The sequence below is a fragment of the Flavobacterium sp. NLM genome (genome assembly GCF_002210235.1).
Classification (GTDB): domain Bacteria; phylum Bacteroidota; class Bacteroidia; order Flavobacteriales; family Flavobacteriaceae; genus Flavobacterium; species Flavobacterium panici.
Map to the genome: position 1 here is coordinate 414,329 of NZ_LIAC01000001.1, position 15,799 is coordinate 430,127.

Here is a 15,799-nt window from a genome sequence, read left to right on the forward strand (position 1 = left end):
TTGGTTTGGTTTTGGGAATTACGGTGGTGCTTGTGGTAATTTTTGGTTGTATGGGAAGTTGTCGTTTTATTTTTTGAATTGAATTATTGGTGTTGTTTTTTTAAAGGGGTGCCGGAGCGGGTTGGGCGGTATTGCGTTGCTTGTCCGGGGTTGTACTTATGCTTTGTTTGTACTTTGTACTTAGTGAATTGTATATAGTTTTATTTTTTGGAGCTTTTTCCCGCTATCCATTCCAATCTTTTGTGCCGAACCCCGGCACAAAAGGATTTCCACTGCTATCGGGGCTAGGATCTGCAACAGATCCAATTTGTCTTTGGAGAATGTAAATTTGAACCAATTCTTCTATTGTCTAGTTTACAGGCATTGCAAAAAATAAAGCATTTTTTTTAAGATATGTTTTTGCTTTTTTATGCCTTTTAAAAAAGGATTCTAAATTTGGTCAGTATTGTAAATAGGGAAGTGATTTAGGTAGAAATTAAGATTAAAGAGTTATGGTATGTTTGAATTTCTTAACTTTGCAAAATGAAAGAGATCATAACAAGAGAAATTTCGAAGTTTAACAATGAACTGAAACTCCAGGGTTTTAAAGCATTTCAGATAGAGGATGATGGCGCAGAAACCAGAACCTACAGCAGAAAGGAATTTTATAAAATCTGCCTCACTACAGGGAAAAGCAGGATTCATTATTCCGATAAGACCTATGAGCAGGAAGGCACGATTCTTTTTTTCGGAAATCCGCACATTCCGTATTCGTGGGAAACCATTTCCACCACTTACGTTGGTTACACTATTTTATTTTCTGAGGAGTTTTTTAAAAACTCCGAACGTTCTGAAAGCCTGCAGCAATCTTCCTTTTTTAAAATAGGGGGAACACCTGTTTTGAAAATCACAGAAGAGCAGAGAGGCTTTCTGAATACTATTTTTCAGAAAATGATTGCCGAGCAAAAAAGTGATTATGTATTTAAAGATGAACTGATTCGCAATTACATCAGTCTGATTATCCACGAATCCTTAAAGATGGAACCTTCTGAGAATTTCGAGCAAAACAAGAATGCTTCTTCCAGATTAGCATCTGTGTTTTTAGAACTGCTGGAAAGACAGTTTCCTATTGAAACCGCTTCGAATCCGCTCCAATTAAGAACGGCGCAGCATTACGCGCAGCATCTCAATGTGCATATCAATTACCTGAACAGGGCTGTAAAAGAAGTGACGGGAAAATCAACAACGACCCATATTACAGAGCGCATCATCACAGAAGCCAAGGCGCTTTTGCAGCACACCGACTGGAGTATTTCTGAGATCGCATATGCCTTGGGATTTGAATACCCGACCTACTTCAATAATTTCTTCAAAAAGACTACGGGAACCAATCCCACTGCATTTCGTCTGGCAGAAGTTTGAATTTCTTAAGCTTTGGTTTGATAATCGTTACTTCCCTGCTTAAAGGCAGCCTTATCTTTGTATCTGGATATTTAATTCAAATACTATGTCAGATTCAAAACCTATTTCTACTGCTTCATCGTCTCAAAAAGATATTTTTGAGAGGCTTTTAGCCGGTGAGGCGATACTTCCAAACGATCCGCAACTAGGCAGATTAAGAGAAGAGGCATTTGCTGTCAAAGCATTGCTTAACCAGATGAATAAATCCTCAAATCCAGAGGAAATTGAACAGATACTGAGCATAATTTTAGATACAAAAGTTCAGGATGTAACCGTTTTTACACCCCTTTACATCAACTACGGAAAACACATTTCGATCGGCAAAAACGTATTTATCAATTTTGACTGTACTCTTTTGGCCTTGGGCGGTATTACCATTGAAGACGATGTTTTAATTGGCCCGAAAGTCAGCCTTATTACCGAAAGCCATCCCTTAGATCCGGAGCAAAGAAAAGGACTCATTGGAAAACCTATCCACATTAAAAAAAATGCATGGATTGGTGCCAATGCAACGATTTTGCCCGGCGTTACCATTGGAGAGAATGCCGTTGTCGCCGCAGGGGCCGTAGTTTCCAAAGATGTTCCCGATAATACTATCGTGGGCGGGATTCCTGCAAAATTCATTAAAAATGTTTAACCTTAAACATATCGTATGAAACTGAAATCTTTTCTAACCGTTATGGCTGTTGTTTTCGTTTTTTGTTTTTGTAATGCAGGCTGCAGCAAGGACAATGAAACGTTACCGCAAAACAATGAGAATGGAAATGAAAATACTAATACTAATTCAACAAGTAAAATGAAAATTACAATTGGTACAGCAGTTTTTACAGCAACATTGTATAACAACCCGAGCGCCGCTGCACTAAAAGCAAGACTTCCCCTTACCATCGATATGACAGAACTGAATGGCAATGAAAAGTATTATGATTTTCCCAGTCCGCTTCCAACAAATGCTTCAGTTGGAGGCGATATAAAAGCGGGCAATTTAACGCTTTACGGAAACAATGTCCTGGTGCTTTTTTATAAAAGTTTCAACACTTCCTATAGTTATACAAAACTAGGATATATTGATAATCCATCGGGACTGGCCGCTGCATTGGGTACAGGAAATGTAGTTGTGAAATTTGAAAACAATTAAAACAGGATCTTTATGAAAAGTAATTTTAAAACAGCATTTTTATTCATCATGTTATTGGCAATGGCTATTGCTTGCAACAAGAATAAAAACCATGAAAAAACAAATGGAGATAAAAACCAGCTGACTCAAATTTTTCCAAAAGGTGAAAAAGGTTCAAAAGATTTATTTACAGGTAATGCATACAATACCGGTCTGGTTGATGCCGATAGGGTTTTTACAACAGCGGTTGGCAATGTATATTTCCAGCCTGGTGCAAGAAGCAACTGGCACAGTCATCCCGCGGGTCAAATCCTGATTATTACCGATGGTGTTGGTTATCATCAGATTGAGGGCAGGCCTGTTGAAATTATCAAAAAAGGGGATGTCATCAAATGTCCGCCCAATGTAAGGCATTGGCATGGTGCGAGTGCTGATGTAGGTTTGCAGCAATTATACATCGTTCCAAACACGGAAAAGGGAATTGTAAACTGGAACGAAGCCGTAACCGATAAGGTGTATCAAAGCGCAAAATAGTTTTCAAAACAATGGACTTAAATGAAATAATTATGGAAAACAATATCAAAGATAAAGTAGTAATCATTACAGGAGCAAGCAGCGGGATGGGAGAGGCTGCGGCAAAACATTTGGCAGGATTGGGAGCAACTGTGATCTTAGGGGCGAGAAGAGCTGATAAAATTGAAAAGCTGGCGACAGATATTCAAGCAGCGGGAGGGAAAGCCCTAGCTGTAAAAGTGGACGTGACAGATCTGCAGCAGGTAAAAAACCTGGTTGATTCAGCAGTGCAGCAATTTGGGCGTGTAGATGTCATCGTGAATAACGCTGGGATCATGCCTTTGTCTCCTATGGACAGAATAAATGTGGAGGAATGGAATACCATGATAGATGTGAATATCAAAGGCGTACTCAATGGTATTGCCGCTGTTCTTCCTTATATGAAAGAGCAAAAACTTGGTCAGATCATCAACACTTCTTCTGTGGCCGGCCATAAAGTATTTTACGGTTCTGCCGTTTATTCGGCTACCAAATATGCGGTGCGCGCCTTAACGGAAGGCTTGCGAATGGAGCTCAAGCCCTATAATATCCGAACCACCATTGTATGCCCCGGTGCTGTCAAAACAGAGCTATTGGAACAGATTTCAGAGGCAGATATCCAGAAGGCCAACAAGGATTATGTAGGGGAGGTAGGAATCAGTCCGGACAGTTTTGCCCGTGTAGTAGCTTTCGCAATCAGCCAGCCTTTGGATGTAGACATTAATGAAATCATCTTTCGCCCAACAGCACAGGAGCTTTAATAGACTTCCGTTCCAAATATAGAATAGTAAATTGGGGAAGTCCATAACTCAGAAGTGGTACTTAAGTATTAAAAATTAATTCAAACATAAAATGAAAAAAGCATTGGCAATCATAATATTGTTTCTGATAACAGGGCAATTATTTGCACAAAAAACAAAATTAAATTCAGAGAAAATGAACACGTCAAAAGAGCATTATACATTCCAATTAAGCGATAAGGTAACCCGTCAAAAAGTTGCATTCAAAAATCGTTATGGGATTACGCTTTCAGGAGATTTATACCTTCCAAAAAATGCAGCAAACCAAAAATTATCTGCATTGGCTATTGGCGGGCCTTTTGGAGCAGTCAAGCAGCAATCATCAGGATTATATGCCAATCAAATGGCAGAACGCGGGTTTATTGCTTTGGCTTTTGACCCGTCTTATACAGGAGAAAGTGGAGGTGAACCCATAAACCTGGCCTCTCCGGAAATCAATACGGAAGATTTCAGCGCCGCGGTTGATTTTTTGGGATTGCAAAAAAACGTTGACAGGAACAAAATTGGGATCATCGGGATTTGTGGTTTTGGCGGCTTTGCCTTAAATGCCACGGCTGTTGATAAAAGGGTGAAAGCGGTCGCCGTGACAAGTTTGTATGATATGACAAGAGTCATGTCCAAAGGCTATAATGACTCGGTTACTCCCGAACAAAGAACCAAGACACTGGAAGCTTTGGGTGAGCAGCGCAACAAAGATGCCCAGGCTGGTAAACCGGCAGCTGGTCCAAGGAATCTGCCCGAGAAATTAAAAGGTGATGAGCCGCAATTTGTAAAGGAATATTTTGACTATTACAGGACACCGCGCGGTTTTCAGGTCAATTCTGTGAACTCAAACGGGGCCTGGCTTGCAACCAATCCAATAGCTTTTATGAATATGCCGATACTCTCTTATGTAAAGGAAATTGCGCCACGACCAATGTTATTGATTGCAGGGGAAAAGGCACATTCAAGGTATTTTAGTGAAGATATTTTTAAAGTGGCAAACGAGCCAAAAGAATTAATCATTATACCAAATGCGGTTCATGTGGATCTATATGACAAAGTCGATGTGATTCCTTTTGATACATTAGGGCGTTTCTTTAATGATAATTTGAAATAAGATAGTGAACTATTATTGAAAAATAGTACATGCTAAATGGAATAAGGCTCAAAGAATTATAAGAATTGTCAAATTTTAGTTTGTGGCACAGATAGTTTCCTAATGACGTTTTTAATATAGCTGCAGCTCCTAATCCGTTAGATTATAAACCTCCAAAGTCATTTGATTTAGGAGGTTTTTGTGTAGGTTTATGACATGTAGAAACCTTGGCGGTAACCGGCTTTTTTACAATTGAAAAGAGGTGATATGACCAACTCATTTTTTGAGCTGTTGAAAATAATTAATTCTAAAAAAAATCCGGATGAGATTCAATGGTGGAGCCTCTTTAATTCTTTGATTAGCTTAACTAATAGTTTGAATTTATAATTTTATGCAAACCTTTTATGTTAATTTTGATTATAAATTAAATCCTAAAGTATTTATGATTAATTTTAAATAAAAACTAAATTAATTAGAATATGATTAAATTAAATGTAAATAATAAATCACATGATTGTGACATTAGCAGTGATATGCCTCTGCTTTGGGCGTTGCGTGATATTCTCCAGCTAACCGGTACAAAGTATGGATGCGGCGTGGCGCAATGCGGTGCCTGTGTGGTACATCTTGACGGGGAAGCAGTGCGCTCCTGCGTTACTAAGGTGAGCCGTGCGCAGGGGAAAAAAATCACTACCATTGAAGGCTTATCTTTAAACAATGATCATCCTTTGCAGCAGGCATGGCAAAATATTGATGTTCCGCAGTGTGGTTATTGCCATTCCGGGCAAATTATGTCAGCTGCCGTACTGCTTCGTGAGAATAACAACCCTACAGATCAGGATATAGACAATGCAATGGCCGGTAATATTTGCCGCTGCGGTACTTATCCCAGAATTCGAAAAGCGATACATATTGCTGCGGAAATACAACGAAAATCAGCTGAGAAATCAAAGTGATCTCTAGGATTCTAAATTTATACAACTTTTCAATTCTTCAGTATGATAAAAAATAGGTACTCAAAAAACATAAGTGTTATGCTCCGAAAAAAAGGCGGCTCAATTGCAGCTGTAATCCTGGTTATGATTACCATTGCAGCTTTTGGTTTTAGCAATACATACAGTTCCGATAAAGTATACAAAGATATACCCGCCCCTATTGCAAAGGACAGTATAGCATCGGTAAAGGCTTTTGAGAAAGTATATAGTGTGCTGATGAGCCCCAGATGTGTTAACTGCCATCCCATTGGGGATATACCCCTGCAGGGAGATGACAGCCATATCCACAAAATGTTTCCAAAACGTGGAGCAGACGGTAAAGGGCTTTATGCCATGAAGTGTGCCAATTGCCACCAATTGGAAAATACTGCAGGTCCTAATGCGCCTCCTGGGGCTCCAAACTGGCATTTGCCCCCGGCTAATATGAAAATGGTTTTTCAGGGCAAATCGGCACATGATCTTGCCAAACAGCTAGTAGACCTGAAACAAAACGGCAATAAGAATATGAAACAGCTCCTGGAGCATGCCGATGACGAACTGGTGCTGGCAGGCTGGAAGCCTGCCCAGGGGCATTCAATGCCCCCGATGAGCCACAGCGAATTTAAAAGAGCGTGGACTGCCTGGATTAAAAACGGGGCCTATGCGCCGGCTAAATAATGAATTTACAATAAAATACTCAAAAACATGTCAGAGTCAAATAAAGTGCCAGTCTCAAGGAGAAGTTTTCTTAAACTGGCTGGTATAGGGGGAACGGCTTTCTACCTTGGTGTATTTAACAGCGCGGGTGCATCGGCCAATATCGTAAATCCGCAGCTGGGCATGCTTGATTCGGTGGAGATGAATGCCTGGATTATTATTGAGCAAAGCGGCCAGGTAACCCTTATAGACCATCGCGCAGAAATGGGGCAGGGTTCTTTTCATTCTGTACCCCAAATTATAGCCGAAGAGCTTGAAGTGGACCTCAAGGATATTAATGTGGTATTTGCACAGGGAAGTAAGAAATATGGGGGCCAGATCACAGGGGGAAGCTCCACAATTAGAGGTTCGTATAAAAATCTTCTCAAGTTAAGCGCCACGGCCAGGGAAATGCTCATCGCTGCAGCGGCCGGTGTCTGGGCTGTGCCGGCAGGTGAATGTTTTGCCCAATCAGGCCATGTCATCCATAGGCCGTCGGGAAAAAGCCTGCATTATGGGGAGTTGGCCCAGAAAGCCTCCAAACTGGCTGCCCCTTTAGAGGTAAAATTAAAAAAACGCTCGGATTATAAGCTGATTGGCAAAGGTATCCGACGAATTGATACGGCCAGAAAAACCAATGGAACTGCCGTATTTGGAATTGATAAAAGAATTCCCGGGATGCTTTTTGCAGCAGTAGAGCGCAATCCCAGGCTGCGGGGAAAGCTCGTGAGCTATGATGACAGCGAGACCTTGAAAATTGCCGGGGTAAAAAAGGTATTTAAGATAAAAATGAAGGTCCATAACACCTTGCGTGAAGGGGTGGCAGTAATAGCGGACAATACCTGGGCTGCCCTGCAGGGCAAAAAAGCATTAAAAATAGTTTGGGACGACAGCGGCTTTGAGCACTTGGACAGCGCTGAAATATCCAAAAGGCAATTGGGGCTACTGCAAAATGAGCAGGGGCTTATCTTTAAAAAAGTGGGTGATCCCGATAAAATTATAGAGGGTGCAGTAAAAAAGCTCGATGTGACCTATCAGACGCCCTACCAGTCGCACTATGCAATGGAGCCTTTAAATTGCATAGCGCACCATCAGGGAGATAAAATTGAAATTTGGGGACCCCTGCAGGCCCCGGACTGGATGCAGGAATTTATAAGTGCAAGTTTCGGGATCCCTCTGGATTCGGTTATCGTAAATATGACTTTTTTAGGCGGTGGTTTTGGACGAAAGGCCTTTACGGATTTCGTTCATGAGGCCGTTGTGATCTCCAAGGAGATCAGGGGACCTGTCCAGGTCGTATGGACAAGGGAAGATGATGCCAGCCAGGGGCCTTTCAGGCCGGGTATTTCCTATAGGGGAGAAGGTGTTATAGAGGATGGGGAAATGACCGCCGTAAAGTTTCGTATGGCGGGCCAGAACATCGACCACTGGATGTCCGAGAATAGGGGAAAAGCCAATGGAAGCACTACAGAAGGGTTTTTGGCGCCCTATTTCGAGTCGGTTAAAAATATAAGTTTCTCTGATATTCCTTTTGAAACGCCAATACCAGTGCTCTGGTGGAGGTCTGTCTATGCCTCTACCAATGGTTTTGCCTATGAGAGCTTTATGGACGAAATGGCGCATGCGGCCGGGAAAGACCCACTGGATTTTAGAAGAAAATATTTAAAGCAACAGCGCCTTCAGAAACTTATCGATAAGATGGAAGAAGTATCGGGATGGAAGGCAAGAAAAAAAAACGAAGGATTTGGCGTTGCCATCACCGAATGTTTTGACAGTACCGTGGGGCAGATCGTAAAGGTTTCCCATAAGCCTGAAGGAGGGGTGAGGGTAGATAAAGTATGGGCTGTTATGGATTGCGGCTGGTATGTAAACCCCGATATAATTGAGGCCCAGATAGAGGGCTCTATCATAATGGCACTGGGAGCCGCTGCCTTCCATGAGATGACTTTTACAGATGGGATGGCAGATCAGCAGAATTTTTACTCTTACAATATGCCGCGCATCTATGATATGCCCCAAATGCAGGTACATGTGATGGAGAATGATGCCGATGCCGGGGGAGTGGGCGAGCCTGCCCTTCCGCCATTTGCGCCGGCGCTTACCAATGCTATTTTTGATTTGACAGGAAAAAGAATAAGGGAACTTCCTTTTAACCTGGAGCAGGTATAGTTTAGGTCTTTTTCTATGTTCTTCACCGTTATGTCTTTGGGGCCGCTTTGGGGTTTCTTATAAGGGGGCTGGGTGTTTTTGGCTGCGTGTTTTTGGCTGCGTGTTTTGGGGCTTTGATCGGGTTTTGGGAATTATGGTCGCCTTGTGGTAATTTTTGGTTGTATTTTTTTCGTTTGATATTGTTTTTTTTGGAGCTTTTTCCCGCTATCCGTTTCAATCTTTTGTGCCGAACCCCGGCACAAAAGGATTTCCACTGCTATCGGGGCTAATTGTTGGGTCCACACTATTGTTAAGACATACTTTATGATGCTTTTATACCATAAGATAATAAAGTTTTCCAAATCCCTAAACCGAATCGTGCCAATTCAGCCTATAGGGGATTTGTATACTGAAAAAATGGATTTGGCTGTGATGAATTCCTATGATATGTTGTATTTCTAAAAACTCAAAAATCATTTTTTAGAACAACTTTTTTGTTACATTTGAGGTAAAACAAACAAAGTTTTTCCATAAACTGACCTTATGCGTCATACTATATGGTCAGTGAAAAATATAGATTTTAATAGCGATAAAATGACCGACAAACTCACGGAGCTTGAAAAACAAATTGGACACCTTTCAAAAAAATTAGAACTGTCCGGAGAAAACCTTTTGGTATTCCCTGAAAACTTCAGACAGGTTCATTCCTTTAAGATTTTTGGAGACAATTTACTTGCCATACCAGCGAACCTAATAATTGAAGGTGATGATGAAGAATTTGAAAAACCGTTTAGTTTTTTAGACAGCCTGGAAAACCTAAAATTATTCGAGAGTGAATTCAGACCAGAAGTTCCCTATGATTTTATACAAATTGGAAATTTATATGGTTCAGCTGAAATTGTGTTATTAAATAAATTGAAGGACACTATTCATATTTTCCATGTCTCTGACTTATCAGACAAGGATTGGCTGAAATACAAATTGGAAAAAGGAATCTGTGATTTAGAATCATTTATTGATAGTATTCAAGTACAGACTGTTTGTTGTTTAATGGACCCAACAGATTACTCCAAGTGGGATATTTGTGAAATTCGAAATAATGAAATGTTGACTGGTGCCGGGCTCTTAAAATTTAAAGACAAGGAAACTGCATGCATGAAATATAATAGATTTATAGAAAAATCATTAGAGAGAGGATTTCAAATATACTATGCTCCGAAAAAAATATTAAATGAACTCCAGCAATAATTTACAAATATCTAACAGGCTCCGGGCGGACTCAAAATTTTAAGCCAGGAGCATTGCGTTTCATATACACAAAAACAGGAAACTTTGTACTTTGAAGCCTCATGAACTCAGGTTCAAAGTGTTAGTTGGTTAAACCACATCATACACTAAATAATTAAACATAAAATGAATTCTAAAAATAGAAACTTAATAAATATATTAATTGGTATAATTTTAATCCTTTTTGGCTATTATTTATATTCTTTAAATGCGTTATTGTTTCATTATATGGGACTTTTAATGATAATTTACGGAAGTTTTGTATCAATTGTTAAAACGCTAAAAATAATATTTTTGAATAATGGCAAATTTAAAGCTATACGCAGATTTGAAGAACGTGAAAACCTGCAAATACCTAGTTTTATTAAAGAAATTTTAGAATTTAGAATAAAACATAATAAAGAAGTTATTTTTGAGGTTCCTTATTTTGGCGAGTTTAAAGTTTTAAATTATAGCAGTAGAGACAGCAATTTTAATAATCCAAGTTTCTTAAAAGAAGCAATTCTCGACTTTGTCAATAGCGAGTTTTATCCAGTATTCCGTGTAGAAAATTTAATTCCTATAGCCCGTAATAAGAGCAATGGCGCTTTATTTGTTGAAGAAAATACATCCGAGGTAGTCTATATTGATTTAGATAATTCTAATTTTAAACCTTTGGCTTTAGATAAAAAAATAGATTTTTATTTAGACCTCAATAAATTATCGTTGCAAAATAATGCTTATTATGGCAATGCATTGGAGAAATTAGAGAATATAATTTCAAATAAGGAATTCTTTTATGATGTTCCGGATGGTATTTTTGAAGGTAAGGATTACATGGAAATTTTTGATAAAAGTTTCAATTTACTAGATATAAGTATTGATTATTCCATTACAGCTATTCAAGAAAAAGAAGATAAATATTTTATTGAGTTAGAAATAAAGAATAAAATTTTTAAAACTTTTTTTCAAAAATATAGCCATTATATCGATAACGAAAGAATTACTATTGTTTTAAATGAAATTTTGGAATTAACAGAAGCTCATGTTCAAAAGAAATTCTATTTACTCTCTTATGAAATTTGCGATTTCGGAATTGTATTGGCTGACCAAAATACTTATGAAAAATTAAAAGAAAATGGCTGTATAGATTTTGATTTTGAAAATCAAAAGTTAACAGCAGAAGAAATCAAAAGTATCAGGAAATATTCTGATTTGTCTACGGAAATTGAAAATATAGAATTTCATATAGAAGTGGTAAAAAAATCCAATAAGAACGATTTTAAAAAAGGAGAGCAATATCATTTTTCCTACCAGACCAAATATTTATTTGATGCTGATGGATTAAATTTAATTAAGGAAAAACTCAATATTATAATTGTAAAAATAGAATTGGGATATGAGATTTTCTTTAAAAACTGACAATAATATTTAATGATCAAACGATTAAAAATTTGTAGAATAGATTTGGGTAATTAGATTAATTGAAAATAGTTCTGGATTTGGAGGATTTGATAAAGTCGAAGAATAGGGCTCATTTAATGCAATATCTAGTTTAAGTCAAGAAAATCTGCTGTTATATTAAAAATACTATTATGAAAAATAAAACCATAATCGAAAGATTAAAAGAGACCGAAATTCAATTAGAAAAAAACGTAACTGAAAGTCTAAAATTAACAGACAACAAAACCCAACTTGAGTTTTATAATCTTTGGAAAGAACATGATAGCAATAAAAATATTGAAAGCATGTTTAATGATTTGAAAACAAATATTAATAATTACTGGTTGAATGACAAGTACAATAATGACCTGAAAAAAGAGTTCAATATGCTTTATTTTGAGCATGGAGGGCTGTACGGCGGCGCATTTGATACCTTTGCCATCGATTTCAATTACAGTAGCATTGAATCGCCTATTTTTAAAACTATGGACGAGCGGCTGAATTATTTAGAAAACATTTCTTGTTTGCCAGGGTGTATAATTCCATTACTTTCTGATTTGACCAGAGAAATTCAGGGAAAAGAAAATGATTTTGATGATTGGGAGGACTTAATGGATATTTATAATTTATTTGAAACTGCAGCATTTATTGAATCATACCATACTTTTTTAAGGGCTCACCACGAGAATATATTTAGTAAATTAAATTTTAAAAAACCTTTTTATTTAGCGGTTGGCGAACATGATGCAGGCGCTCCGAAATTACTATATGTAATTGAATAAATACACAGCGAATATGCTACAACGAATTTGGACATTTGGCCTATAGCGCTTAAAACGGATTTGGGCAACAGCCTTAATGGAAAGTTGGATCTGTATTTTGGAACCTGGCAAATCTCCTGGTTGCCCAGTTTCCCTATTTCGAATTCCCTGCGCGCGTGATTATCCGGTAATGTTACAGATTAGGTGTTTATGTAATTTAATCATTTAACTAGCTGAAAAAGAGTATTAAATTTAAATTATTGAAAAAAGAAAGAGATGACCATCAGGTCGTCTCTTTCTTTTTTGTCTTTTAATAAGCCTTAAAGTGCTTTTGCCTCAACTTAGTGTTCCAAATTAGGTCATGAAAATAAAATGTAATTTTTGCAATGGTAAATGCATAAAAAATGGATTTCAATCTAAGGGTAATCAGCGTTATAAATGTTGTGTTTGCAAAAAAAGACAGCAGATTGAGTATGGCTGCAACGCTTACAAAAAGGATATCAATCAGGAAATTTAAAGGAAGAATTATTAGTTAGTTAGTTAGTTAGTTAGTTAGTTTCTTTTTAGATTGTTTTAATTGCTGTTGATTTTTTTTATTTTGATTTTGGCCGGTGACGGGGTGGTTGGTTGGACAGGCTGGTTTATTTGAACGGGTAGACGATTAAGCGTTCTTAAAATGCGGTACAGCAGATAATTTGTTAGGTTATGACAATTTTGGCAGTTTATTTTAAATTTATGGTATTTCTGCAACCAGGGTAATTTGTGCATCCTAAAAAGTCTCCGTATGTTCCTGATCTTTTAACCATGAAACCGCTTTCGCAGCTGGAGCATAGAAATTGATCATCTAAAATTTCTAGGTTCTTATAGGTCTGATTGCAGTTAGGATAGTGCGAGCATCCTAGAAACTGGCTTCTGGTATTTTGATTTTGTCTGGTGACCAGTTTGCCTGTCTTACAGTATGGGCAGTTAGCGGCGTGCAGATTTCCGCCTTTTTTAGCCAGTAGGTAATTATTGTCTGTAAGAAGTTCTTCCGTAAATAGTGAAGCGTCCGTGGGAATCAGCAGCACAGCTTCATTCTTTGTTCTTGTCAGGGCAACATAAAACAGCCTGCGTTCTTCCGCAAATCTGTATTCTTCTTCATCACTCAGCAGGAGCGATAAAATGGGGTCATCGGTCATTTTATTGGGAAATCCCAGCAGATCGTTTTGAAGATTCAGAATAATGACATTATCGGCCTCTGTTCCTTTAGACTTGTGCACAGTCAGATATTTGATATTAATTTCTTCAAATCCTCTGACTTCCAGTGTGTCAGTTCTTTCAACGTATTTTATTCTGCTGTCCGGTTTTAGCTTTATCAGATCTTTAATGTCAAAACCGTGTCTTCCCAAGACAAGTATTGATTTGTTCCCATATTTATTGGCTAGATTTTGTATTTGATTTATGAAAACACCCTCTATCTCATCGAGCTTATAGTATACAAAATGTAAAGGATTCTCCAAGGGCTCTTTATTGGAGCGTGGCTTTTTGGCAATCTGTTTTGGGTTTTTCTGGATGTATTTTGAGCTGATATCGATAAGGGACTGGGAATTTCTGTAAGTCTGCTCGATCAGCAGCTTCTCATATTTGCCGACATGCTTTTCAAAATTGCTGAACAGGGAGACATCACTGCCTGCAAAACGGTAAATGGATTGCCAGTCATCTCCAACACAAGTAAGTCTTGCGCCTGAAAGATCCCGAATTTCTTTAATCAGATTAAATCTGGAAAAAGAAATGTCCTGGTATTCGTCAATGATTATATATCTGTATGGATAGCTGGGCCTATTCATTTTTACAGACTCTGCGGCTTTATTGATCATATCATTGAAATCAATTTCATTCCTTTCCTTCAGCCTCTGGCCGTACTTTTCAAGAATGGGGAGTGCAAACTGCAGGAACATTTCCTGTCGTTCGATCATGAAAGTGTCCTGGGATTTATTTTTCTCTGACAGCAGTTCCATTAATGAACTATTGTTCAGCTGTCTGGATTTGATGAGATTGATAAAGCTTTCAATAAGCCTGTTTATCTCCTTTCCGAAGTTTTTCCCATCTTCCGATACTTTTGAATAGATATCCTTCGTGTCTCTGGGCTTAAAAGATACATTCTCTGCTATCAGCATATTTTTAAGCTTCTCCAGCAGGATTTTGTCCCTGTTGTAATAGGAGTAAGTTTCCAGAAGCTTGGTTTTATGCTGTTTGTGGGTATTTCTTTTCATCTCCATGTCTTCCACATATTTCTGTTCATGGAATGGAGTAAGCCATTTTGCCTGATTATGCTCATCTACGCCGAAATGCTCCAGATAGATATTATAATCTGTCAGAAAGAAATCAGGACGGTACATTGCATCGCCATAGGGATAAGGCCTTTCATACTCATATTCAATTCCATTGAGGTAAAGGAAATTGGCAATTATAAGCTCTTCTACGCTTCTGACTCTTTCTCCATTCATGGTATTGAGATTGGGGTTTGCCACTATATTTAGCGGCTCGCATTTTGATCTCAGTGTTTGGAAATCGATTCCTTTCTCTGTGTCCAGTTTTTCTCCCAATGAATCGTAGCTGTCATGCTCTTCGGGAATATTCATATAGCAGGATACATATTGGATGTAGGACTGCAGGGCTTGGTCATCATCCAGAATATCGGTTTTCAGATATTCCCTGATAACGGCGCTTAAAGTGTTTTCATTGGTGACTGCGGGAACAGCAGCATTAAATCTTTTAATGGTATCATAACCGAGTTTGTGAAAGGTGGTGGCCTGTACGCCAAGATTGAGCTTCTGCAGTCTCTCATTCAATTCGGCAACTGTTTTCTGGGTAAAGGACAGCAGCAGGATTTCATCAGGCTGTATGTTTTTCTGCTTGATAAGGTATTGGACTTTCCCTAGAATGGTGAGCGTTTTTCCTGAACCTGCCCCTGCAATGATCAAGTTTGAATACTCATCTGTTATAACTGCGGTGCGCTGCTGGTCATCGAGTTTTTTTTCTTCAATATTGTCGAAATACAGTTTTAGTTTTTCTTTCTGGGAGCTGACGTAATTTTGGTTGTACTGGACGATATATAAATCAAAATCCTGAAAAATGTCATTAAACTTTTTTACAGTCTCTTCTTTTTTGTAAAAATTGGTTCGGTTTTTAAAGAATTGCCCTGATAATGAATATTCAGACTTTATACGGTCACGTTCCACCCATGTAATGTAGTCGCTTAATTTCTCGATGTGGTTGATAAAATTCTTAGCTTGATCTAGATTAATAATGTACTTTTCTTCTAGATACTTTTTCTTTTCTAGATTTTGTCGGTAGACAATAACAAAAAATACTGTCGCGATGCAAATAAGAATGATCGTTATAACCATATTTACTTTTTATTTTTGGTATTAGGTATCTGTTTACAAACAGTTTTTGGATGCCTTTTCAAAAATACAAATTACAGGCAAAGTATTGCCCGTATAAATACCTGTTGTAAATGCATATTATTTCTAGTTAGTTAG

General features: G+C 38.1%; 13 protein-coding genes. 12 read left to right on the forward strand and 1 reads right to left on the reverse strand.

Features of this window, described 5'->3' with window-relative positions:
- Window positions 1-522 precede the first annotated feature (522 nt).
- The 12 genes from APR43_RS01740 to APR43_RS01795 all read left to right on the forward strand — a co-directional run bounded on the left by APR43_RS01740 (window position 523) and on the right by APR43_RS01795 (window position 12,296).
- Entirely contained in the window at window positions 523-1,401 is an 879-nt protein-coding gene (locus tag APR43_RS01740; RefSeq protein ID WP_053471313.1) for a helix-turn-helix domain-containing protein, read from the forward strand.
- Between the two features lie 85 nt (window positions 1,402-1,486).
- Entirely contained in the window at window positions 1,487-2,077 is a 591-nt protein-coding gene (locus APR43_RS01745; protein WP_053471314.1) for a sugar O-acetyltransferase, read from the forward strand.
- 15 nt (window positions 2,078-2,092) lie between these two features.
- Window positions 2,093-2,578, forward strand: a complete 486-nt coding sequence (locus tag APR43_RS01750) for a cyclophilin-like fold protein (RefSeq protein WP_053471315.1) — start codon at window positions 2,093-2,095, stop codon at window positions 2,576-2,578.
- Window positions 2,579-2,590: 12 nt separating this feature from the next.
- The gene (locus APR43_RS01755) at window positions 2,591-3,091 is read left to right on the forward strand and encodes a cupin domain-containing protein (RefSeq protein ID WP_053471316.1); all 501 of its coding nucleotides are present in this window, start codon (window positions 2,591-2,593) and stop codon (window positions 3,089-3,091) included.
- Window positions 3,092-3,123: 32 nt separating this feature from the next.
- Window positions 3,124-3,870: an SDR family oxidoreductase gene (locus tag APR43_RS01760; RefSeq protein WP_053471471.1), complete on the forward strand. Its 747-nt coding sequence runs from the start codon at window positions 3,124-3,126 to the stop codon at window positions 3,868-3,870.
- 91 nt (window positions 3,871-3,961) lie between these two features.
- A complete protein-coding gene (locus tag APR43_RS01765; RefSeq protein WP_053471317.1) occupies window positions 3,962-5,008 on the forward strand; it encodes an alpha/beta hydrolase in 1,047 nt (348 codons plus the stop codon).
- A 458-nt stretch (window positions 5,009-5,466) separates the two neighbouring features.
- Window positions 5,467-5,943, forward strand: a complete 477-nt coding sequence (locus APR43_RS01770; RefSeq protein ID WP_053471318.1) for a (2Fe-2S)-binding protein — start codon at window positions 5,467-5,469, stop codon at window positions 5,941-5,943.
- A 78-nt stretch (window positions 5,944-6,021) separates the two neighbouring features.
- Window positions 6,022-6,639, forward strand: coding sequence for a hypothetical protein (locus APR43_RS01775; protein WP_088636378.1), 618 nt, complete (start codon window positions 6,022-6,024; stop codon window positions 6,637-6,639).
- Window positions 6,640-6,666: 27 nt separating this feature from the next.
- On the forward strand, window positions 6,667-8,826 hold the full coding sequence (locus APR43_RS01780; protein ID WP_053471320.1) for a xanthine dehydrogenase family protein molybdopterin-binding subunit: 2,160 nt from the start codon (window positions 6,667-6,669) through the stop codon (window positions 8,824-8,826).
- 573 nt (window positions 8,827-9,399) lie between these two features.
- On the forward strand, window positions 9,400-10,053 hold the full coding sequence (locus APR43_RS01785) for a hypothetical protein (RefSeq protein WP_123959093.1): 654 nt from the start codon (window positions 9,400-9,402) through the stop codon (window positions 10,051-10,053).
- A 165-nt stretch (window positions 10,054-10,218) separates the two neighbouring features.
- Complete coding sequence (locus APR43_RS01790) at window positions 10,219-11,493, forward strand: hypothetical protein (protein WP_123959096.1); 1,275 nt, start codon at window positions 10,219-10,221, stop codon at window positions 11,491-11,493.
- Between the two features lie 173 nt (window positions 11,494-11,666).
- Complete coding sequence (locus APR43_RS01795) at window positions 11,667-12,296, forward strand: hypothetical protein (protein WP_053471323.1); 630 nt, start codon at window positions 11,667-11,669, stop codon at window positions 12,294-12,296.
- A 701-nt stretch (window positions 12,297-12,997) separates the two neighbouring features.
- On the opposite strand, the gene APR43_RS01805 is transcribed toward APR43_RS01795, so the two are convergent.
- The gene (locus tag APR43_RS01805; RefSeq protein ID WP_053471324.1) at window positions 12,998-15,664 is read right to left on the reverse strand and encodes a UvrD-helicase domain-containing protein; all 2,667 of its coding nucleotides are present in this window, start codon (window positions 15,662-15,664) and stop codon (window positions 12,998-13,000) included.
- Between the last annotated feature and the right edge of the window lie 135 nt (window positions 15,665-15,799).

Bases quoted from the DNA above. Each gene is read 5' to 3' on its own strand.
- APR43_RS01745 (WP_053471314.1), top strand. From the start codon at position 1,487: ATGTCAGATTCAAAACCTATTTCTACTGCTTCATCGTCTCAAAAAGAT.
- APR43_RS01740 (WP_053471313.1), top strand. From the start codon at position 523: ATGAAAGAGATCATAACAAGAGAAATTTCGAAGTTTAACAATGAACTG.
- APR43_RS01755 (WP_053471316.1), top strand. From the start codon at position 2,591: ATGAAAAGTAATTTTAAAACAGCATTTTTATTCATCATGTTATTGGCA.
- APR43_RS01765 (WP_053471317.1), top strand. From the start codon at position 3,962: ATGAAAAAAGCATTGGCAATCATAATATTGTTTCTGATAACAGGGCAA.
- APR43_RS01775 (WP_088636378.1), top strand. From the start codon at position 6,022: ATGCTCCGAAAAAAAGGCGGCTCAATTGCAGCTGTAATCCTGGTTATG.
- APR43_RS01760 (WP_053471471.1), top strand. From the start codon at position 3,124: ATGGAAAACAATATCAAAGATAAAGTAGTAATCATTACAGGAGCAAGC.
- APR43_RS01750 (WP_053471315.1), top strand. From the start codon at position 2,093: ATGAAACTGAAATCTTTTCTAACCGTTATGGCTGTTGTTTTCGTTTTT.
- APR43_RS01790 (WP_123959096.1), top strand. From the start codon at position 10,219: ATGAATTCTAAAAATAGAAACTTAATAAATATATTAATTGGTATAATT.
- APR43_RS01785 (WP_123959093.1), top strand. From the start codon at position 9,400: ATGACCGACAAACTCACGGAGCTTGAAAAACAAATTGGACACCTTTCA.
- APR43_RS01770 (WP_053471318.1), top strand. From the start codon at position 5,467: ATGATTAAATTAAATGTAAATAATAAATCACATGATTGTGACATTAGC.
- APR43_RS01780 (WP_053471320.1), top strand. From the start codon at position 6,667: ATGTCAGAGTCAAATAAAGTGCCAGTCTCAAGGAGAAGTTTTCTTAAA.
- APR43_RS01805 (WP_053471324.1), bottom strand. From the start codon at position 15,664: ATGGTTATAACGATCATTCTTATTTGCATCGCGACAGTATTTTTTGTT.
- APR43_RS01795 (WP_053471323.1), top strand. From the start codon at position 11,667: ATGAAAAATAAAACCATAATCGAAAGATTAAAAGAGACCGAAATTCAA.